The following is a 20,189-nucleotide window of genomic DNA, read 5'->3' as shown; positions in this document are numbered from 1 at the left end:
CGCCTGACGTCAGTCAAATGGCCCGGTCCTTGCAATTTTTTGCTTGACAGAAACCGGCCTGGGTCCGCGATCCAACCGCGCCACCCAATGCGGGGCGGCTTCTACGCCGATGCGCCGTATCTGTCAAGTTTGGCATATGTTTTGCTTGATTGCAGAGCGATTTCAATCAATTGAAACCCGAGACTCACAGCGCCGCCGCACGCGCACGGGCCCGTTTTTCACGCCGCCGCTGTACAGACGACGGAATGGCCATGGCTTCGCGATACTTGGCAACCGTACGGCGAGCTATTTCGACACCGGACTTCTTGAGCAATTCCACCAGGTCATCGTCGGAAAGCACTGCTTCGGGCGCCTCCTGGTCAACCAGGACCCGGATACGGTGGCGCACTGATTCGGCAGAATGGGCATCGCCGCCAGCCTTCGCGGAGGCGATGGACACGGTGAAGAAGTACTTCAGTTCGAATACACCGCGCGGGGTGATCATGTACTTGTTCGACGTTACCCGGCTGACGGTAGATTCATGCATGCCAATAGCCTCGGCTACGGCCTTGAGATTGAGCGGCCGCAGATGATCAACGCCATGCAGCAGGAAAGCGTCCTGCTGCCGGACAATCTCGGTCGCCACCTTCATGATCGTCCTGGCACGCTGATCCAACGTGCGGACCAGCCAATTGGCGGTCTGCAGGCATTCGTTCAGGAATTCCTGGCCGGCGGCGTTCTTTTCCATCTTTCCCGAAACGGTAGCGAAATAGGTCTGGTTGACCAGCACCCGCGGCATGGTGTCGGGGTTGAGCTCGACCGCCCATCCGCCATCGGATGCCGGACGCACCGAGACATCAGGTACGATCAACTCGCTGGAGCCGGTTTCAAACCGGGTGCCCGGCTTGGGATCGAGCGCTCGTATCTCGGCCATCATCTCGAGCAGATCTTCTTCATCGACGCCACAGATCCGCGTCAGCGTGCCGAAATCGCGCCGGGCCAGCAACTCGAGATTCTCGACCAGAACCGCCATCGCCGGATCAAGCCGGTCCTTGCGGGACAATTGCAAGCCGAGGCACTCGGACAGCGTGCGGGCGAAGATTCCGGCGGGCTCGAACTGCTGAAGACGGAGAAGGACAGATTCGACCTGTTCCGGGTCGGCACCAAGCCGCTCGACTGTCTCCGTCATGTCGCCCACCATGTAACCGGCAGTATCCAGCTGATCGGCGAGCTCCGTGGCAATCAGCCTTTCGGTCGGCTTGGAGAAAGCGAACGCGATCTGCTCGGCCACATGGTCGCGCAAGGTCGGAGCGCGGGCAGCGAAGTCGTCAAGATCATACCCCTCTCCGGCATGGCCGCCCTCGCTGCCCGGCATTGACTTCCAGTTATCGATAAACGCCGGCTGGTCGACACGCTCGGTGCCGTGGTCGTCGGGAAAGACATTCTCATAGCGCGAATCGATTTCGGAGGCCATGCGCTCGGCCTGGAGCTCCGAGGTTCCGGCCCAGTTGGCTTCCTCGCCGGCATCACCCGCGGTCTGTTCCTGTGAGCTTTCCCGCGCAGTTTCAGCGTGCGCGCCTTCGGCATTGACCAGATCCAGCAGCGGATTTCGTTCCACTTCCTGCTCGATAAACCGGGTCAGCTCTACATGGCTGAATTGCAGCAGACGGATCGACTGCATGAGTTGTGGCGTCATGACCAGTGACTGGCTCTGGCGCAATTGAAGACCGGCTGACAAGGCCATGGCGACGCACTACTCCCCGCTTGGGCTGCCGCAAGCTTGGATCGCAGACCTCCTGCTTCCGTGCTGTACGGGTTCGAAACGCCTCCAACGACGCCCTACCTACCCATCTGGCCCGAAAATTGCTTTTTTCTTCCTTCGGGTCAAGTCTGACCAAGGCTACAGGGTAAATTTGCCCCAGGCCCGTCACCAGATGTCTCCCGAGTGGACAGCCGCCCTGAACGCAGGCCGCTGGAACCGGGCTACAGCGAGAACTGCTCGCCCAAATAGAGGCGGCGCACATCGGGATTTGCGACGATGTCGGCGGGCCGGCCATGGGTCAGAAGCACGCCGGCATTCATGATGTAGGCGCGATCGATCAGACCCAGTGTTTCGCGCACATTGTGATCGGTGATCAAGACTCCGATGCCGCGGCGGGTAAGGTGGCGCACGAGATCCTGGATATCGGAGACCGCGATCGGGTCGACGCCGGCGAAAGGCTCATCAAGCAGCATGAAAGTCGGATCGGATGCGAGCGCCCGGGCGATCTCGAGCCGTCGGCGCTCACCGCCCGACAGGGCGATGGAGGGAGACTTGCGCAGATGCGAGATATGGAATTCCTCGAGCAGGCTGTCGAGCTTTTCCTCGCGCTTGGCCCGGTTTTTCTCCACCACCTCGAGAACGGCGCGGATATTGGCCTCGACGCTGAGGCCGCGGAAAATCGAGGCCTCCTGCGGCAAGTAGCCGACGCCGAGCCGGGCGCGGCGGTACATCGGCAGGCTCGAAACATCATGCCCATCGATCTCGATTGTGCCGGCATCGACGGGCACCAGACCGGTGATCATGTAAAAACAGGTGGTTTTACCGGCCCCGTTCGGCCCCAGGAGCCCCACCGCCTCACCACGGCGAACGCCAAGAGAGACACCATCCACAACCCGTCGCGACTTGTAGGCCTTTGTCAGATTGCGGGCAATCAGCGTTCCGTCATAACGCGTCGGACCCTCGGGAGCCTGGGCAACATCGCCGTCCCCGCCGTTGTTGCCCAGTGATGAAAAGAGCGCCCGGATCACTTCTTGGGTCGCGACTTGGGATCGAGCTGGATCATGACACGGCGCCCGCAACTGTCGAGCTTGGCCTGGCCGTTCTTCATCTGCACGGTCAGCTTGCAGCCGATGAAGACATTGTCGGCATCGGTGAGCACGACCTTCTCTCCTGTCAGCACGAGGATCTCGTCGGCCATGTTGAAATTTCCGGCGTCCGCCGTGGCGGTCTGGGTGCCAGACTGGATGAACACCTTCTTGTAGAGTTCGATCTCCCGGATGTCGGCCGAACCGGAGGACACCGATCCTCCACCCTTGGTGTAATTGACAATCATTTCGCCGGCCTGCAGGAGGGTATCGCCCTGCACCACCTTGACGTTTCCCGTGAAGGTGGCCTGGCTGGTTTCCTCGTTGATCTTGAGCAGGTCGCTCTCGATCTGGATCGGCTCGTCACCCGATAGCGCCAGACCCGACATCCGGCTCTCGGTGTCTTGGGCGAAGGCGCCAGATACGGGGGCCAGCGATCCGGCCGCGATCGCGGCCACAGCAAAAATGGTCAGATGGAACGGCGTTCTTGCCATGTCAGTTCGGTGCTCCGTCCTTCGGCTTCAGCGCCGAGGGGTTGATCGTCATGCGGACCTGATCCTGAAAGATGATGACGCGGCCCTTATCTGTCATCTGCATGGATTGCGCAACCACAGAGGCGTCGCCGCTGCTGATCGAAACCGGGGCATTGGATACCAGCCCGCCATTGGCCATATCGACATCGGCGTTTTGCAGATTTACCGTCATGCCGTCGTCCGTCGACACGGAAAGCGGCTTGTCGAACAGGATGGTCTGCGCCCTCCTGTCAAAGGTCCCGCTGGCGGCATTGAGAACTGCGGTGCTGTCATTGGGGGCGGGCAGGTCAGCAACGATGTCCTCAAGCACGATGACATGGGCGGCGGACAGGTCCTGGATCGCGCGCACTGCCCGGACAGTGTAGGGCCGCGCGTCCGAGCTCTGGCCGCTCATGACAGGGTTCTGCATAACCAGCTTTCCATCACGGACGACAACTGAATCGATGCCGACACCCTCCGGCACCAGATTGTCGAGCAGAGACACCACGACAAAGGCCACGACGACCAGCGCGGCCGAAAGCGGCAGCAAGACCTTGAGCACCCTTACGAGCCGGGAGTGCGACAGGGCACGCTTGTACTCGGCGTGCGACCGGCCAGCATACCGGCCGCTATCGGGAACCTCTGAGACTGTCGATGTGGTCATTCGGCGCTGTATTCCTGGTGGTGGTCCGGACTTGAGGGGCCGGTTTGCGGCACCGTCCGGTTGTTTGGCCTGGATGCAGTTGCGGTCGGCTTCGCATGCCAATATGGTGATTTTGCGAAGCAGTGGACGCAGATTGCCATGCCGCGGCGGCAATGGCAAAAGCAAAGCCGCGCCAAGGCCGCCTGAAGCCATCATAGCTGCAAGCCGCATCCTGTAAGTAGCCATTGCACCATCGGAGGACTACGCGTGACCGACCCGGACATTCTTGCCGATCGCCGCCGGATCCGGCGCAAACTCAGCTTCTGGCGCATCACGGCCATCGTCATTGCCATTGCCCTCGTGGCCGGGCTGTTCATGCGGTTTCAGGGCGTGGGCCGGAGCGGCAGTCACATAGCCCGTATCGACATCAGCGGCGTGATCACCGACGACCAGCCCCTGCTCGACCTGATTGAGGATGCCTCCGAAAGCGAGGCGGCCAAAGCGCTGGTTGTCACGATCTCATCACCCGGCGGCACCACTTATGGCGGCGAGCGCATCCACAGGGCGCTGGTCGAGGCCGGCAAGCTAAAACCGGTGGTCGCCGACGTACACACCCTGGCCGCCTCAGCCGGCTACATGATTGCCGCCTCGACGGACCATATCGTGGCCGGCGAAAGCTCGATAGTCGGCTCGATCGGCGTCATTTTCCAATATGCGCAGGCTCAGGATTTGCTCGACAAGATCGGCGTGCGGCTGGAGGAAATCAAATCCTCGCCTCTCAAGGCCGAGCCCTCGCCCTTCCACGAGGCCAGCGAAGAAGCCAAGGCGATGATCCGCTCGATGGTACTCGACAGCTATGATTGGTTCGTCGACCTGGTCGCCGAGCGCCGCGATATGGACCGCACCGAGGTGCTGGAGCTTGCGGACGGCTCGATCTTCACCGGCCGGCAGGCGCTAAAGAACGGCCTCGTTGATGCGCTTGGCGGTGAAGCGGAGATCCGCGCCTATCTGAAGAGCCGCGATGTCGACGACAGCCTCGAATTCGTCGACTGGAAACCCGCAGACGACACTGCGAACCTGCTCTTTGGCGCCGGTGCAGCAAGTCTGATCCAGCGTTTTCTCGGCATGCCGACATCGCTTGCAACCGAAATCGACAGGTTGTCGGGCGGCAAGTTGTTCCTTGACGGCCTTGTGTCTGTTTGGCAGGTTGGCGAGCAGTCGGAGAGTGTCGAGTTGGGGCGAGGGATATGATCAAATCGGAATTGGTTCAAGCAGTTGCGGCGCGCAACCCGCATCTCTATCACCGGGACGTCGAGAACATCGTCAATGCCGTGCTGGACGAGATCACGGAAGCGCTGTCAGAGGGAAACCGGGTTGAACTGCGCGGATTTGGTGCATTTTCGGTCAAGAACCGTCCGCCGCGCTCCGGCCGCAATCCGCGCACCGGCGAACCGGTATTCGTGGAAGAAAAATGGGTGCCGTTCTTCAAGACCGGCAAGGAGCTGCGCGAGCGGCTCAATCCCGAAGACAAGGATTAGGTCCTCGCAAAGGGCCACAAGGGAACGCCGACTTGGCCTGGAAGGCAGGCTCCGCCTATGCGGCGCGAGGTTGCCTCTGGCATATGAGGCCCTATCTGATGCTGACAGGGCGACGGGTTTCGTGATCACCGTGACATCACGATTGCCCCGTGGCTTGCATGAATGACGACGAGGCCCGGGCAGTACGCGGGATCCCGGGCCTGTAAGGAAACTGGATCGAACCATGATCAAGCGCATTATCGCACTGGCAATTCTCGTGCCCCTGGGCATTGTTCTCATCATGCTGTCCGTAGCCAACCGCACGGCCGTGACACTGTCGTTCAATCCGTTCGATCCGGCGGACGAAGTGCTGTCGGTGACGCTGCCTTTTTTTGTCTTCCTGTTTGCTGCGCTGATCATCGGTATGATCATCGGCTCACTGGCCACCTGGTTCAAGCAGGGCAAGCACCGCAAGCGGGCGCGCGTCAATGCCAATGAGGCGGTGAAATGGCACACCGAAGCTGACCGCGAAAAGGCCAGGGCGCAACAAATCGCCGCCTCCCTTCCCGCCCCCGACAAGCGCTCGGCCGCCTGAACCGGCCAGCCAGCCAATCTAAAAGCGTCGGAATTCTTGAGGAAGGTGCAACGGAGTTCCGCCCTTGCAAGCGTCGTCGTCCCCCGTCTGCTCGGGAGCGCCGAGCGCTCAATGCTGGTGGCCGTGGCTCTGCAGCGCGCCCAGATCCGCTCCGGAGCGGTACTCCCTGAAGGCCTGAACCAGTATCAGCTGGGCCGAGCGCAGAAACAGGCCCGCCATCAGCAGGGCGACGATGAGATCGGGCCAGGCCGAGGCGGTGAGCCAGACGGCGGCACTTGCGGTCATGACGGCGACATTGCCGATGGCGTCATTGCGCGAACAGAGCCAGACCGAGCGAACATTGGCATCGCCATCCTTGTAGCGCATCAGCAGAAACACGCTGGCCAGATTGGCCGCCAGCGCCAACAAGCCGATCGAACCCATGATCCCGGCGCTGGGGACACCCAGGATCAACACCTGGTAAGCAGTCGAGCCAAACACCCAGAGACCCATGGCCAGGAGGCTGAAGCCCTTCAACACAGCTGCCGTTGAGCGGACCCTGATGCTCATGCCGATGACGGCGAGACTCAGGCCGTAGGTCAGCGCATCGCCAAGGAAATCAAGCGCATCGGCCTGCAGCGCTTGGGAGCCCGCGAGCTGGCCCGCCGACATCTCGACGAGGAACATGGCAGCGTTGATCGAGATCACCGCCCACAGGACACGCTTGTAGGAAGCGTCCATGCCGTCAAAACGCGGGTTCCCGGAACAGCCGCAAGCCTGGCTTTCGGCGCTGCAGGATGGCGTGTGCGGAGTGAGGTTGTTCGCCATTTTATGGTCCTTGTCCTATCAATGGCGCAATATATAATCCCTCTAGCGACTATAGGTTCAAGAGGATGTTTCGATGTTTTCCATCGGCGAGCTTTCCAAACGCACCGGGGTGAAAATTCCGACCATCCGGTATTATGAGCAGATGGGCCTGATCGCGGCACCGGAACGCTCGGAAGGTAATCAGCGCCGCTATTCAAAGGACGTGATGCAGCGCCTGTCCTTCATCCGGCATTCGCGCGAACTGGGGTTTTCTATCGAGGACATCAAGGGTTTGCTGGAGCTGAGCCAGCACCCGGAAAAACCATGTCATGACGCCCACAATCTGGCAGCGCAGCGGCTTGAGGATGTCCAGGCAAGGATTGCAAAACTGCAGCGGCTGGAACATGAGTTGAAACGGATTTCCGAGTGTGACGCGAACACCGTCGCCCATTGCGCGGTGATCGAGACACTGGCCGACCACAGCCTGTGCGAGACGGTACATTAAGCGCTGGCCGGCGAAAGGCCCGGCGCTCCTATGTCCCGGCGGCCCTGGCGCTCACCAACTCATTGAATCTGTTGAAGAACTGGCCTGCGAGTTTCTTCGAGGTCGAATCGATCAGGCGGGAGCCGAGCTGGGCGATCTTTCCGCCAACCTGCGCGTTGACCGCATAGGTGAGAACTGTTTCCGCCCCCTCCTCGACCAGATTCACATCCGCGCCCCCCTTGGCGAAACCGGCGATGCCACCCTTGCCCTCGCCCGAAATCGTGTAGCTTTCAGGTGCATTGATGTTTTCCAGCGTTACGTCGCCGGTGAACTTGGCTGCGACGGGCCCGATCTTGATCTTGACGGTGGCCGACATCTCGGTGTCGGAGGTCTTCTCCAGCGTCTGACAACCCGGGATACACTCGCGCAGAACATCGGGATCGTTGAGAGCTTCCCAGACCAATTGACGCGGGGCGGCAATACGTTCTTCGCCGTTCATTTCCATTGGACAAGATCCTCCCTGACTGTGAGCCTATCTATGCAAAGCGAAAACGGCTTTGCCAAGTGCATATCGGATTGCTATGTCCAATCTCTCATGTAATCGCGGGGTCAGGGCACTGCCCAGGGCCCGGCCACGCAGACAACCGGACATTTCAGACCTTGGCCGACAAGCGCACCCAAAAGCCACGACGTGGCGGCCCCGCTCAGCCGGAAGACTCCAGGCCAAAGGCAAACCGGGCCAAGGGCGGCGGCGGCAAGCCGCGGAATGCCAAGTTTCGCGACGACAGATCGAGAAGCGACAAGCCGGCACGCGCCGAAGCGGCGGCAAGCTCCCCGGGCAAGGGCGCAAGGCCGGACCGAACGCCAGCAGACCGGAAGAGCGGCGGGAAACCGGAGATCCAGCCACAGGCGCCACTGAGGCCGCTGACCAAACGCGAAGGCGCGCTGCCGAAGCAAACCGTGCCGCTGATCCTGGAGACCGGAAACGAGGACGGCTACCAGCTTCTCGACATGGGGCTGAATGAAGCCGGCCAGGGCGAAAAGCTCGAACAATATGGCAGCCTGCGCATCATGCGTCCGGAGGCGCAGGCGCTCTGGGGCCGTGGGCTGCCGGAGTCGGAATGGACCAGGGCGGACGCGGTTTTTACCGGCGACACCGACGAGGACGGCATCGGTCGCTGGGCATTCCCCCGCATGCCGCTGGGCGAAACCTGGCCGATGAAGCTGCTCGGAGTCGACTTCTACGGCCGGCTGACCTCGTTCCGCCATGTAGGCGTGTTTCCCGAACAGATCGCGCACTGGCGCTGGATGACAGACCGCATCACCGAGGCCAAACGGCCGCTGAAGGTGCTCAACCTGTTCGGCTATACCGGGGTCGCTTCGCTGGTGGCAGCGAAAGCAGGGGCGGAGGTCACCCATGTCGACGCATCGAAAAAAGCGATCGGATGGGGGCGGGAAAACCAGGCGCTGGCGCGGCTTGACGACAAACCGATCCGCTGGATCTGCGAAGACGCCATGAAGTTCATCGCCCGCGAGGAGCGCCGCGGCAACCGCTACGACATCATCCTCACCGACCCGCCCAAATTCGGCCGCGGGCCGAATGGCGAAGTCTGGCACCTTTTCGAGCACCTTCCGTCGATGCTCGACATCTGCCGCGAGCTGTTGAGCGACAAGCCGGTGGGGCTGGTGCTGACCGCCTACTCGATCCGTGCCTCGTTCTTTGCCACGCACGAACTGATGCGCGAGACCATGCGCGGCGCCGGCGGCCGGGTGGAATCGGGCGAACTGATCATACGCGAGAGCGGCAAGCCCGAGGCGGAGGAATGCCGCGCGCTGTCGACCTCGCTTTTTTCAAGGTGGCTGCCGCAATGAGTGATCACGACAAACCAGTCCATCGCGCGGCCAGAGTGGGGCAGGTGAAGGAAATCACCAGCCTGTCCAATCCGGTGATCAAGGACATCCGCGCGCTGTCGATGAAGAAACACCGCGACGAAACCGGCACCTTCCTTGCCGAAGGCCTGAAGCTGGTGATCGATGCGATCGAACTGGGCTGGGCTATCCGCACGCTGATTTATGCCAAGAACCAGCGCGGCAAGGGACAGGTCGAGAAGATCGCGGCGCTGACGGTCGCGCGCGGCGGGCTGGTGCTGGAAGTCAGCGAGAAGGTTCTGACCGCGATCACGCGGCGCGACAATCCACAGGCGGTGATCGCTGTCTTTGAGCAGAAGCTGGCACCACTCGGCGGCATCAAGCCTGCGAAGGACGAAACCTGGATAGCGCTCGACCGGGTTCGGGATCCGGGAAACCTGGGAACCATCATCCGCACAGCGGACGCGGCCGGGGCATCGGGTGTCATGCTTATCGGCGAGACGGTCGATCCGTTTTCGATGGAAACGGTCCGCGCCACAATGGGATCGGTGTTTGCGGTGCCGCTGGTGCGGGCGACGGAATCCGAATTCCTCAACTGGTCGCAGAAATCCTCTACGCTGGTTGTCGGCAGCCATCTCAAGGGCAGCGTCGACTACCGCACGATCGATTACGCCGGCCAGCCTGTGGTGTTGTTGATGGGCAATGAACAGCAGGGCCTGCCCGACACTCTGACCAAGGCCTGCGGCAAGCTTGCCCGTATTCCGCAGACCGGTCGGGCGGATTCGCTCAATCTGGCGATTGCCACCGGGGTGATGCTGTTTGAAGCGCGGCGTCACCTGCTTTTACTTGATGAGCCCAGCGCATGAGCTCTGCCCGTTCCGAAACAGCGGCGCTGAGCCGCCTCATGCCGATGTTGCTGCTTGTTTCAGCCAGCGTCGCAATCGACCAGGTGATCAAATGGCTGGTCGAGACGCGGCTGCCGTTTCACGAGCTGGTGCCGGTTATCCCGATGCTTGCGCTCTACCGCACATGGAACGAGGGCATCGCGTTCTCCATGCTTGGCGGATTGCCGGATACGGCGCTGCTCATGCTGACCGGGCTCGTGATTGTCTTCGTGCTTTTCTTGTGGTGGCGCACGCCGCCCGAGCGCAGGATCGCGCATCTGGGCTATGCGCTGATCATCGGCGGTGCACTCGGCAATCTCATCGACCGGGCCGTTTACGGTCACGTGGTCGACTACATCCTGTTTCACACCGCGACGTGGTCATTTGCGGTCTTCAACCTGGCCGATGCCTTCATCAGCATCGGCGCCGGGCTGATCGTGCTCGACGAGGTATTCGCCATGCTGCACGAACGCAAGAACCGAACCTGACCCGTGACCGGGCGCCGCCCTTGATCTTGAGGACTGGAGGGGCCAGTCTGGATCAACACAAGAGGAGCTTCCATGCAAGACCGTTTCAAGGGCATCCTGCTCACCCGCGACGAGAACAAGGTTATGTCGGTCAATGTGACCGAGCTTGGCCTCGATGATCTGATGGAAGGCGACGTGGTCGTCGAGGTGGAATGGACCACCATCAACTACAAGGACGGCCTGGCCATTACCGGCAAGAGTCCGGTGGTTCGGCGCTGGCCGATGGTGCCGGGTATCGACTTTGCCGGCACCGTGGTCAGCTCGGAAAACGAGCGTTTCAAGGCCGGCGACAAGGTGATCCTCAACGGCTTTGGCGTCGGCGAGGTGCATACCGGCGCCTATGCCACCTACGCACGGCTGAAGGGCGACTGGCTGATCCCGATGCCGGAAGGCATGAACGGGCGATCGGCGATGGCCATCGGCACTGCCGGATACACAGCCATGCTGTCGGTGATGGCGCTCGAACGTCACGGCATTACGCCGGGCCGTGGCCCTGTGGTCGTGACCGGCGCCAATGGCGGAGTCGGCACCGTGGCGATCGCCGTGCTCGGCAAGCTCGGCTACGAAGTCATCGCCTCGACCGGACGCACCGAGGAAACCGACTTCCTCAAGAGCCTCGGCGCGTCGGAAATCATCCACCGCGATGAGCTCTCGGGCCCGGCCAAACCGCTTGCCAAGGAGCGCTGGGCAGGTGCGGTCGACGCGGTTGGCAGCCACACGCTGGCCAATGTACTGTCGATGACCTCCTACGGCGGTGCGGTGACGGCGTGCGGCCTGGCGCAGGGCATGGACCTGCCGGCCTCGGTGGCTCCGTTCATCCTGCGTGGCGTGTCGCTTCTCGGCATCGATTCAGTAATGGCGCCGCTGGCGCTCAGACAGGAAGCCTGGTCGCGGCTGGTGACCGATCTGGACCATGACAAGCTCGAAGCGCTGTCGAGCGAGATCGGCTTCGACGGCATCGTCGATGCGGCGCATCAGATCATCGACGGTAAGATCCGCGGACGCGTGGTTGTCGACATGAAGAAGACAAATGCGTGATCGCTAAAATTTGACGGTTTCGCTGAAGTCTTTGCTCACGGGGCCCGTGTTATCACGGGCTCATGATGACAGAACCTTTGCGACTGCAAGAGACTCTTCAGCGAGCCCTGAGCGAACAGGCGGTTACGCATTCAAGCTTTCCGCCGGCCGCCCCAGAGCCTGAACATGCGGTTCCTGAAGTCGCGTCTGACACCGAGCGCATGCAGGCTGCCGACGCGCCTAGATCAGCATCCCGTCCGCTCTTCGCAGTCTCTGCCGCGCTGGCGGCCACGGCCGTTTCCGTTGCGTTCAATGCGCCTGCGGTTTTGCTTGCCTCCGTTGCAGGAATTGCCATCTATGCGGCTGTTCCACTGCTGCGGCGCTCGCGTAGCGGCTCTACCCCAGATGTTTCCGGCGGTCAGTCCCGGCCGGGACACTTTGACGCTGAGCAGGAGTTCGACCGCAAGTGGGAGCTTGGCGAGTTTTCAAGCCAGCTGGCTAGCGTGTTCGATTCGCTTGGCGACATGGTCGTGGTCTGCCGCAACAACGGCCAGATCACCTTCGCCAACGAAACATTCAAGTCCGCAACAGGTTTTGACAACCCGGTCGGCCTCACCCTTGCGATGACCGGCATCGAGCCGGTTGACACGACCAACACCGGCGCGCTTGAACTGGTGCTTGGCGAGGGCGACGGGCAATCCATCTGGACCTGGCATGAGACAGTGACCCGTGACCCGGCTACCGGCGAACTGGTTCTGCAATGCATCGGACGCAACATCACCTCGGCACGCCTTACCGAGGCCGAGCTGGTCGACGCACGGCAAAGGGCGGAGGCCGCCAACCACGCCAAGTCGCGTTTCCTGGCAACCGTGAGTCACGAGATCAGAACGCCGCTGAACGGCATTCTGGGCATGACACATCTGCTTGAACAGACCCAGACGACACCGGAGCAGGCGAGCTATCTCAAGACCGCCAGCGATTCCGGCATGGCGCTTTTGTCGCTGATCGAGGATCTTCTGGATGTGACTTCGATCGAAGCCGGCCGCCTGCATCTCAGACATGAAGAGGGTAACCTGGAAGATCTGGTCAACGGCGTCTCCGAGCTGATGGCCTCACGCGCTCACGAAAAGGGTATCGAGATCGCGGTCCACATTGCCCCGGAAGCACCACGCCTGATCACATCCGACATCGGCAGGTTACGGCAGGTCTTGTTCAACCTGGTCGGCAACGCCATCAAATTCACGGAAACCGGCGGTGTGCTTATCGAGGTGGTCCGCGAGGACATGCAGCTGGCTTTTATTGTCTCCGACACCGGACCGGGGCTGAAGCAGGCCGATCAGGCCCGGATCTTCGAGGAATTCGAGCGCGCCAGCAACGGCCCGACCCGTATCCATGGCGGCGCCGGGCTGGGGCTTTCCATCTCGGCACGCATTGTCGAGGCGCTGGGTGGTGACATCGGTGTGACGTCAACCCTCGGCAAGGGCAGCAGCTTTCGCTTCACGGTTCCGGTCAGGGAACTGGCCGTGCCGGAAACCATCGCGCCCGTCCGGGGCCCGCTTGCAGACCGTGCCGTGCTGGTGATTGCACCGAGCGGGCCGGTCTCGACTGCCCTGCTTTGGACCATCCGCGACCTGGGCGGCATTGCCGAAGCCGCGCACGACCCCGACAGCATGATTGCGGCCTTGACGCGGCTTTGTCGCTCCGGCGCGCAATTGAGCGACATCGTCGTCGACCGCAGACTGGCGGACATTGCGGACAACCTTCTCGCAGCGGCACCGACAGAATTGCCGCCAGGCATTGAACGCACCTTGATTATTGCGCCCGAAGACAGCCGCGATCTCGAGAGCCATGCCGGTCATGGCGCCAATGCCTGGCTCGTGCGCCCGGTTCGGCGGGTGTCGCTGATCAATGTGCTGACCCGGCGCGATGATCGCGAGGATCGCGACCGTTTGTGCGGCAAACCGCGTCCGGTCATGCTCGAGCGCTCATCCGACAACCCCACACTGGACATTCTTCTGGCCGAGGACGATCCGGTCAATGCGCTGGTGGTAAGGACCAATCTGGCGCGCCAGGGCCATCGTGTCACGGTTGTCGGCAATGGCCGCGAGCTCGTCAACCAGGCGATGGAGCGTCCCGGTGGCACGGCGAGCTACGACCTGATCATCACCGACATTTCGATGCCGGAACTCGACGGGCGCAGCGCAATCGAGCAGATCCGGGCCGAAGAAGCCGCGGGCAAGCTTGCACGGCTGCCGATCATCGTTCTGACTGCTGACGGTCAGGCTTCAACACGCGATGACCTGCTGGCTGCCGGTGCCGATGGGCACGCGGAAAAGCCGGTCGATCCGGAGTGGCTGCTGCAGCTTGCAACAATGAGCGCGGGCAAGAAATCACGCGCCGCCGGGTGACCAAATGGAGGTCAGGCTCGGCCGACGCCAACCGGGCACGCGCATACAGGCGCGCTGGCGTAGTCGCCGACTGTAGCACCCGTCTGACAGCCTTTCAGAAGGGTTGAAACACAATATAACCTCGAAAACACCGCATCCGGGATGGCAAATGTCATTCGGATGTCGCAGAATCATGGTTGAACCCCGCCACCACCAAGCGGGAGATTACCCATGGAAACGCACGTGCCCCGGCCTTCATCCACACCATTCCTCGCTCCGCTCACCGGCTACAACCCGGCAAGCGAGGTGCTTGGCCGCATCGGTTCACTGGAAGTGCGGCTGGCCCAAAGACAGAGCGAAATCGAGGCAGCACAGGCGCTTCGCTATCGCGTCTTTGTCGAGGAAATGGGGGCGCGGCTATCTGAAGAGGCGATGCTGCAGAAGCGCGATTTCGACAGCATCGACCGTTACTGCGACCACCTTCTGGTGCTTGACACCGCACTGACGGGCGACATCGAGGAGCAGATTGTCGGCACCTACCGGCTCTTGCGGCAGGAGGTGGCAGCGCGTCATGACGGCTTCTACTCGCAAAGCGAATTTGATGTTGCGGATCTTGTCGGCCGCAACTCCGGCAAGCGGTTTCTCGAGCTCGGCCGCTCCTGTGTGCTGCCTGGATACCGCACCCGCCGTACGCTTGAAGCGTTGTGGCAAGGCAACTGGGCCTACGCGCTCACCCACGGCATCGACGTGATGTTCGGCTGCGCCTCCTTTCCAGGCGACAAGCCCCATGCACATGCCCTCGCACTGTCGTTCCTGAACAACGCCGCAGCCGCGGATGCAGGCTGGAAGGTCAGGGCCATCGCCGGTCGTGGGCTGTCGCTCGACATGATGCCGGCCGAGGCGATCAATCCGCGCGCGGCACTCGCGGCAATGCCACCACTGATCAAGGGCTATCTGCGGCTTGGCGCCGTGGTCTCGGAAGAAGCCGTGGTGGACCCGGCGTTCGGCACCACGGATGTACTGGTGATCCTGCCAGTCGGCCAAATTAACGGCCGTTACATCAATCACTATGGTGCCGACGCTTCACGTTTTGCCGCTTAAACATTGCCAGCTCATTGCCCTGGGCAATCTGATCGGAGCCACTGTCTGGCTTAGCAGGGGAGCGCTCTCCTCGCGCAAGGGATTGCGCAGGAGAAGCGGGCCGACGACCGTCAAGGCCGTGGCGGAGTATGCACAAGCTGCACCTGAATGGACGCCTGCCGGCCGCGCAACATCCGTCCGCAAGCTATGCAGATTTGTTGCGTTCCAGAAGCAGCAGCGCTGCCATTGTCATGACGAGAAAAACAAAGATCTGCCGGTTCACGTTCCAAATCAGGTAGGTATCTGACAGGCCGAAGACGAATGAGCCGATCAGAGTGAAGAGACCGGCCTGTCCCAGCACTTTCCGGACTTGACCGGGTCCCGAGTAAGCGCGCCAGAACACCAGAGCCGGTGCAACATACATCAGTACCCAGCTCAGCAGCCCGAAAAGGCCCTTCTCCGCCAACAGCTGTATCGGTTCACTGTGCAGAGCACCCAGGCTGCTCAACTGGGGGGATTTCTGGTCGTGGGCAAACACTTCCTCGATTCTTTCGGAGACCCCCTCCCGGGTGTGTCCCAGCCATGGTTTTTCCGGCCATATCGTCAATCCCAGCTTCCAGAGCTCGAGACGCGGCGCTACAGAGCCTTCAACCATTTCGCCTGTGTGGAACCATTCCAAAGCGCCGGTCGCGGCACTGTTGATCCGGTCCAAGTACCTGTCGACCGGCATGAGCGGCAGAAGCGCGGCAATCGCTACCACCACGAGCACTATCGATAGTTTTTCACGCTTCGTAGCGTGCCAGAAATCTTCGACGACAACCCAGACCAAAACGAGTGGAGCAAAAGGCCAACCTGCTTTTGACAAGGTCGTCAAACTGGCAGCAAACCCAAGGAAAAAGCCGGCATATGACAAAGCAAGCCAGACGGACCGTGGCAGCTTGAACGGCGGGTCATGTCTGCCGGCAAGCGCAACAGATCCCAGCAGAAGCGAATTGTTGCCAAAGAAAATCGGGCTGGTGAGGAACCCGCTGGGACGTTCTTGCCCAAGATAGACCGATTGATGAAGTGCAACGGCGCAGGCAAGCGCGGCACCAATCAGACACCCCAACCATACGAAGCGGCGATCGATCCGGCTGTCCAGCACGGCCAGGAAGATCAGTGGCGCCCACAGAAACGGAATGTACATTTCGTAGTGGCCGGCCGGCGCCCGCTGCCAGAGGCTAATCGCCGCGCCGACAAGCGCGAAAGCCATGAAGACCAGAGGCAATTTTCCAGCCAGGGTGGGCTGTATCAGACGAGCGCGGGTAACAAGGCGCCGCGCCAGAAAGACCAGACCCGCGACGGCGATCATAGCGGTGCCGATTGAATACCCACCCGGCACAGACAGGCTTGCAGCGAGAAATACCATCAGGCCAAGGCTTGCCAGCAACGACACCATGCCGGATTTGAGGCCATGTGCTTCAGCTGATAAGGCGCTCATCTAAGATTGAAATCTCCGTTTTCGATCCAGCTCCGAAAGGCCGCCAACACTGAACAAAGCTCGGACCAAAGTCCACAGGGGTGACGGGCCTTGCCAGTCATTATTTCATCCCGTCATGGAATGGTCGTCCTTTGTGCGCCTTGATCTCCGGGCATATGTGGCCGCATCGTATTCATGGGCGACATCCGTCAGACAAGTACCGCTTTCGAAAAGCCGCGATTAAGCCAAAATTAACCATGAATGCGGCAGTCTGGATTCTCATGCTGCATGCAAGCCGGAGCAGACGAAGTCCTCCCGGTCTGCGGCAAGCCGGGTAACTCACCGTGAAGGTTCAAGTCAGTGCCGCAATCGGAAAAGGTCGCTCAATTGACAGACCGGTGCCTGCGAATGGCGGTTCGGCGATGAAGCGGGTTGACCGGCTCCGGATCAGTCACGACGACGAGATCGCAACGCTGATGGAAACAGAAGCCGGCCAGGTGGAATACTGGCACCGGCTGGATAACGAGTGCACTCAGAGCCCGCTGATCCGGCTTCTGCAGGAAAGCCTCAAGCATGAGGGTGACGTCATCGAATGTGGCGTCTACCGTGGCAGCAGCACCCGCCTGATGGGCCGCAGGATGCGCGATCTCGCTCCCGGCAAGCGGCTTTTTGCCTGTGACAGTTTCGAGGGTTTTCCCCAGGACCGGATCCTGGATACAGATCTTGGCCCATTTCGTTTCCGCTTCAAGATTCGCCGCAAGTTCCGTCATGCAACGGACGTACCGGGGCGTCTCGTGTCATTCTTCGACGCCTACCGGGTCAACGGCCACGTGGTGAAAGGGTTCTTCTCCGACACGCTGCCACGGATGCCCAGGCGCAAATACTGCTTCATGTTCATCGATTGCGATATCTACGAATCGCATCTCGACTGCCTCAACGCGCTCTACGACCAATTGGTCCCGGGTGGCATCGTGGTGTTTGACGACTACGCCGAGCCGAAATGGCCAGGCGCGTCGCGGGCTGTGGACGAGTTCTTCGCAGACCAGCCGGCCGAGCTGGAACAACTGACTCTCGGGGGCAGGACGCTCTGGTACGTTCGCAAGCCGCAGGCCGCGGAAGCGCCGCCGCGTGCGGACAAACCGCCGTTGCTCAAGAGCGCGTGAAGAGCGCAAGCGCAGTCAAGCCGCCTCCGCTTGTGATCGAAACATCCCGCTGCCACGCGTCTTGGGCTGTGCTTTTCCGGAGCAGGCTTTTCAAACCGCCGGAATCAGCCTCAGCTCGACGCGTTGTAGGCCGCGATCGCCGCCATGTTGACGATGTCGGAATCCTTGGCGCCCATCGAGACGATCTGGATCGACTTGTCGAGGCCGACCAGCAGAGGGCCGATGACGGTGGAGCCGCCGAGCTCCTGCAGCATCTTGGTCGAGATCGAGGCCGAGTGAAAGGCCGGCATGACCAGCACATTGGCCGTGCCTGAGAGGCGGCAGAAGGGATACTGCTCAAGCACCTTCGAATTGAGCGCCACATCGGCGGCCATCTCGCCGTCATACTCGAAATCAACCCGGCGCTTGTCGAGGATCCTGACCGCATCGCGCACCCGTTCCGAGCGTTCGCCGGTGGGGTGGCCGAAAGTGGAATAGGCCAGCATCGCCACCCGTGGCTCGTAACCCAGCCTGCGGGCCATGCCGGCTGCTTCCTCGGCAATATCGGCCAGCTCTTCCGAATTCGGCATGTCGATAACAGCAGTGTCGGCGACAAACACCGTACGGCCGCGGCACAGTGCCAGCGACACCCCGATCATCCGATGGCCGGGCTTGACGTCGACGCAGCGGCGGATGTCTTCCAGTGCTGTGGAGTAATTTCGCGTGGTGCCGGTCACCATTGCGTCGGCATCGCCAAGCGCCACCATGCAGGCCCCGAAATGATTACGGTCGGTGTTTATCAGCCGCTGGCAGTCGCGATGCAGATAACCTTTGCGCTGCAGCCTCGCGTAGAGATAATCGGTATAGGCCTCGACCCGGCGCGAGACGCGGGCATTGACCAGCTCGATGCCGGTGCGGTCGAGATCGATGCCCGCAAGCTTGGCGGTTTCGCGCATCTGCTCCTCGCGGCCGAGAAGGCAGGCCGTGCCGAGCTTCTGGTTGACGTAGGACACCGCGGCGCGCATGACCTGCTCTTCCTCGCCCTCGGCAAAGACCACACGCTTGGGATGCCGGCGGACCCGCTCGTAAAGCCGTTGCAGCGTCGAGGCGATCGGATCGCGCCGGGCGGAGAGTTCCTGAGCATAGGCCTCCATGTTGAGGATCGGCTTCTGCGCCACACCCGATTCCATCGCCGCCTTGGCAACGGCCACCGGTATGGCCGAGATCAGGCGCGGGTCGAAGGGCACCGGAATGATGTATTGCGGACCGAAGCGGGGCCGCACACCCTGATAGGCCGCGGCGACATCATCGGGCACGTCTTCACGGGCTAGCTCGGCCAGCGCATTGGCAGCCGCAATCTTCATGGCGTCGTTGATCGTCGATGCCCGTACATCGAGCGCGCCGCGAAAGATGTAGGGAAAGCCCAGGACATTGTTGACCTGGTTGGGGTAATCCGAGCGGCCGGTGGCCATGATCGCATCATTGCGGATGCTTGCAACCTCCTCCGGCGTGATCTCCGGATCGGGATTGGCCATGGCGAAGATGATCGGGTTTTTCGCCATCGAGGCGACCATCTCGGGCGTCAGCGCGCCCTTTGCCGAAAGACCGAAAAAGACGTCGGCGCCTTCCATGGCATCCGCCAGCGAGCGCGCCTTGGTCTGCGCAGCATGGCCGGATTTCCACTGGTTCATGCCTTCGGTGCGGTCCTTGTGGATCACGCCCTTGGTGTCGCACAGAATGATGTTTTCCGGCGAGAAGCCCATTGCCTTGACCAGTTCGACACAGGCAATCGCCGCGGCGCCAGCGCCATTGCAGACAAGTTTCGTGGTCTTGAGGTCCCGGTCGGTCAGGTGCAAGGCGTTGATGAGACCCGCAACCGCGATGATGGCGGTGCCGTGCTGGTCGTCATGAAACACCGGAATGTCCATGAGCTCACGCAGCCGCTGCTCGATGATGAAGCAATCGGGTGCCTTGATGTCCTCGAGATTGATGCCGCCGAAACTGGGTCCGAGAAAGCGGACGGAATTGACAAATTCGTCGACATTCTCGGTGTCGACCTCCAGGTCGATGGAGTCGACATCGGCAAAGCGTTTGAACAGCACCGACTTGCCTTCCATCACCGGCTTGGAGGCCAGCGCGCCGAGATTGCCCATCCCCAGGATGGCGGTACCGTTCGAGATCACCGCGACCAGATTGCCCTTGGCGGTGTAATCAAAGGCTCGGGACGGATCTTCGGAGATCGCCTTGACCGGCACCGCGACGCCGGGCGAATAGGCGAGCGAGAGATCACGCTGTGTCGCCATCGGCTTGGTCGGGTTGATCTCGAGCTTGCCGGGCCTGCCGCGGGCATGGAAATCCAGCGCCTCCTGATCGGTGACTTGAGAAATCGAGCGATCTGACTTGTCCGTCCGCGGCATATGTTCCATCCCGTTGTGGGCGACCTTGTGTATGGCGCCTCGTA

At 61.4% G+C, this 20,189-nt stretch carries 19 protein-coding genes; 11 read left to right on the top strand and 8 right to left on the bottom strand.

Annotated elements, in window-relative coordinates:
* Positions 1–184 precede the first annotated feature (184 nt).
* The 4 genes from rpoN to lptC form a co-directional block, all read right to left on the bottom strand.
* Positions 185–1,723 (bottom strand): RNA polymerase factor sigma-54, encoded by a 1,539-nt coding sequence (gene rpoN / locus CRO46_RS14235; protein ID WP_097108456.1) that lies wholly within the window; start codon positions 1,721–1,723, stop codon positions 185–187.
* A gap of 239 nt (positions 1,724–1,962) precedes the next feature.
* Entirely contained in the window at positions 1,963–2,745 is a 783-nt protein-coding gene (gene lptB, locus CRO46_RS14230; protein ID WP_244577919.1) for an LPS export ABC transporter ATP-binding protein, read from the bottom strand.
* A gap of 20 nt (positions 2,746–2,765) precedes the next feature.
* Positions 2,766–3,320 (bottom strand): LptA/OstA family protein, encoded by a 555-nt coding sequence (locus tag CRO46_RS14225; RefSeq protein WP_097108454.1) that lies wholly within the window; start codon positions 3,318–3,320, stop codon positions 2,766–2,768.
* Position 3,321: 1 nt separating this feature from the next.
* Positions 3,322–4,002, bottom strand: coding sequence for an LPS export ABC transporter periplasmic protein LptC (gene lptC, locus CRO46_RS14220; RefSeq protein ID WP_097108453.1), 681 nt, complete (start codon positions 4,000–4,002; stop codon positions 3,322–3,324).
* A gap of 246 nt (positions 4,003–4,248) precedes the next feature.
* On the opposite strand from lptC, the gene sppA reads away from it, so the two are divergent.
* The 3 genes from sppA (at position 4,249) to CRO46_RS14205 (ending at position 6,093) form a co-directional block, all read left to right on the top strand.
* Positions 4,249–5,232 (top strand): signal peptide peptidase SppA, encoded by a 984-nt coding sequence (sppA, locus tag CRO46_RS14215; protein ID WP_097108452.1) that lies wholly within the window; start codon positions 4,249–4,251, stop codon positions 5,230–5,232.
* On the top strand, positions 5,229–5,519 hold the full coding sequence (locus tag CRO46_RS14210; RefSeq protein ID WP_097108451.1) for an integration host factor subunit beta: 291 nt from the start codon (positions 5,229–5,231) through the stop codon (positions 5,517–5,519). The genes sppA and CRO46_RS14210 overlap by 4 nt, the downstream gene beginning before the upstream one ends.
* A gap of 223 nt (positions 5,520–5,742) precedes the next feature.
* Complete coding sequence (locus CRO46_RS14205; protein WP_097108450.1) at positions 5,743–6,093, top strand: LapA family protein; 351 nt, start codon at positions 5,743–5,745, stop codon at positions 6,091–6,093.
* Positions 6,094–6,201: 108 nt separating this feature from the next.
* Here CRO46_RS14205 and CRO46_RS14200 read toward each other — a convergent pair whose 3' ends face one another.
* The gene (locus CRO46_RS14200) at positions 6,202–6,900 is read right to left on the bottom strand and encodes a cation efflux transmembrane domain-containing protein (RefSeq protein WP_097108449.1); all 699 of its coding nucleotides are present in this window, start codon (positions 6,898–6,900) and stop codon (positions 6,202–6,204) included.
* Positions 6,901–6,973: 73 nt separating this feature from the next.
* Here CRO46_RS14200 and CRO46_RS14195 point away from each other — a divergent pair, with 73 nt between their 5' ends.
* Positions 6,974–7,384, top strand: a complete 411-nt coding sequence (locus CRO46_RS14195; protein WP_097108448.1) for a MerR family transcriptional regulator — start codon at positions 6,974–6,976, stop codon at positions 7,382–7,384.
* Between the two features lie 28 nt (positions 7,385–7,412).
* Here the strand turns inward: CRO46_RS14195 and CRO46_RS14190 are convergent, their stop codons facing one another.
* Positions 7,413–7,868, bottom strand: coding sequence for an SRPBCC family protein (locus CRO46_RS14190; RefSeq protein WP_097108447.1), 456 nt, complete (start codon positions 7,866–7,868; stop codon positions 7,413–7,415).
* Positions 7,869–8,023: 155 nt separating this feature from the next.
* On the opposite strand from CRO46_RS14190, the gene CRO46_RS14185 reads away from it, so the two are divergent.
* The 6 genes from CRO46_RS14185 to olsB all read left to right on the top strand — a co-directional run bounded on the left by CRO46_RS14185 (position 8,024) and on the right by olsB (position 15,148).
* The gene (locus CRO46_RS14185; RefSeq protein WP_179759072.1) at positions 8,024–9,235 is read left to right on the top strand and encodes a class I SAM-dependent methyltransferase; all 1,212 of its coding nucleotides are present in this window, start codon (positions 8,024–8,026) and stop codon (positions 9,233–9,235) included.
* Positions 9,232–10,098, top strand: a complete 867-nt coding sequence (locus tag CRO46_RS14180) for a TrmH family RNA methyltransferase (protein ID WP_097108685.1) — start codon at positions 9,232–9,234, stop codon at positions 10,096–10,098. Before CRO46_RS14185 ends, CRO46_RS14180 begins: the two co-directional genes overlap by 4 nt.
* Positions 10,095–10,604, top strand: coding sequence for a signal peptidase II (gene lspA / locus CRO46_RS14175; RefSeq protein WP_097108446.1), 510 nt, complete (start codon positions 10,095–10,097; stop codon positions 10,602–10,604). The genes CRO46_RS14180 and lspA overlap by 4 nt, the downstream gene beginning before the upstream one ends.
* A gap of 72 nt (positions 10,605–10,676) precedes the next feature.
* Positions 10,677–11,681: an acrylyl-CoA reductase (NADPH) gene (gene acuI, locus CRO46_RS14170; protein WP_097108445.1), complete on the top strand. Its 1,005-nt coding sequence runs from the start codon at positions 10,677–10,679 to the stop codon at positions 11,679–11,681.
* 200 nt (positions 11,682–11,881) lie between these two features.
* Positions 11,882–14,068, top strand: coding sequence for a PAS domain-containing hybrid sensor histidine kinase/response regulator (locus tag CRO46_RS14165; RefSeq protein WP_179759071.1), 2,187 nt, complete (start codon positions 11,882–11,884; stop codon positions 14,066–14,068).
* Between the two features lie 210 nt (positions 14,069–14,278).
* The gene (gene olsB, locus CRO46_RS14160) at positions 14,279–15,148 is read left to right on the top strand and encodes a l-ornithine N(alpha)-acyltransferase (RefSeq protein WP_097108443.1); all 870 of its coding nucleotides are present in this window, start codon (positions 14,279–14,281) and stop codon (positions 15,146–15,148) included.
* Between the two features lie 184 nt (positions 15,149–15,332).
* On the opposite strand, the gene CRO46_RS14155 is transcribed toward olsB, so the two are convergent.
* A complete protein-coding gene (locus tag CRO46_RS14155) occupies positions 15,333–16,607 on the bottom strand; it encodes an O-antigen ligase family protein (protein WP_097108442.1) in 1,275 nt (424 codons plus the stop codon).
* 401 nt (positions 16,608–17,008) lie between these two features.
* On the opposite strand from CRO46_RS14155, the gene CRO46_RS14150 reads away from it, so the two are divergent.
* Positions 17,009–17,749, top strand: a complete 741-nt coding sequence (locus tag CRO46_RS14150) for a TylF/MycF/NovP-related O-methyltransferase (RefSeq protein ID WP_179759070.1) — start codon at positions 17,009–17,011, stop codon at positions 17,747–17,749.
* Between the two features lie 110 nt (positions 17,750–17,859).
* Here the strand turns inward: CRO46_RS14150 and CRO46_RS14145 are convergent, their stop codons facing one another.
* Positions 17,860–20,145, bottom strand: a complete 2,286-nt coding sequence (locus CRO46_RS14145) for an NADP-dependent malic enzyme (RefSeq protein ID WP_097108440.1) — start codon at positions 20,143–20,145, stop codon at positions 17,860–17,862.
* Positions 20,146–20,189 lie beyond the last annotated feature (44 nt).

Origin of the sequence: Parahoeflea halophila, from assembly GCF_900220985.1 — a bacterium.
Classification (GTDB): Bacteria; Pseudomonadota; Alphaproteobacteria; order Rhizobiales; family Rhizobiaceae; genus Hoeflea; species Hoeflea halophila.
Note: the sequence above shows the minus strand (reverse complement) of the source record. Positions and strands in the feature narration are given on the sequence as shown.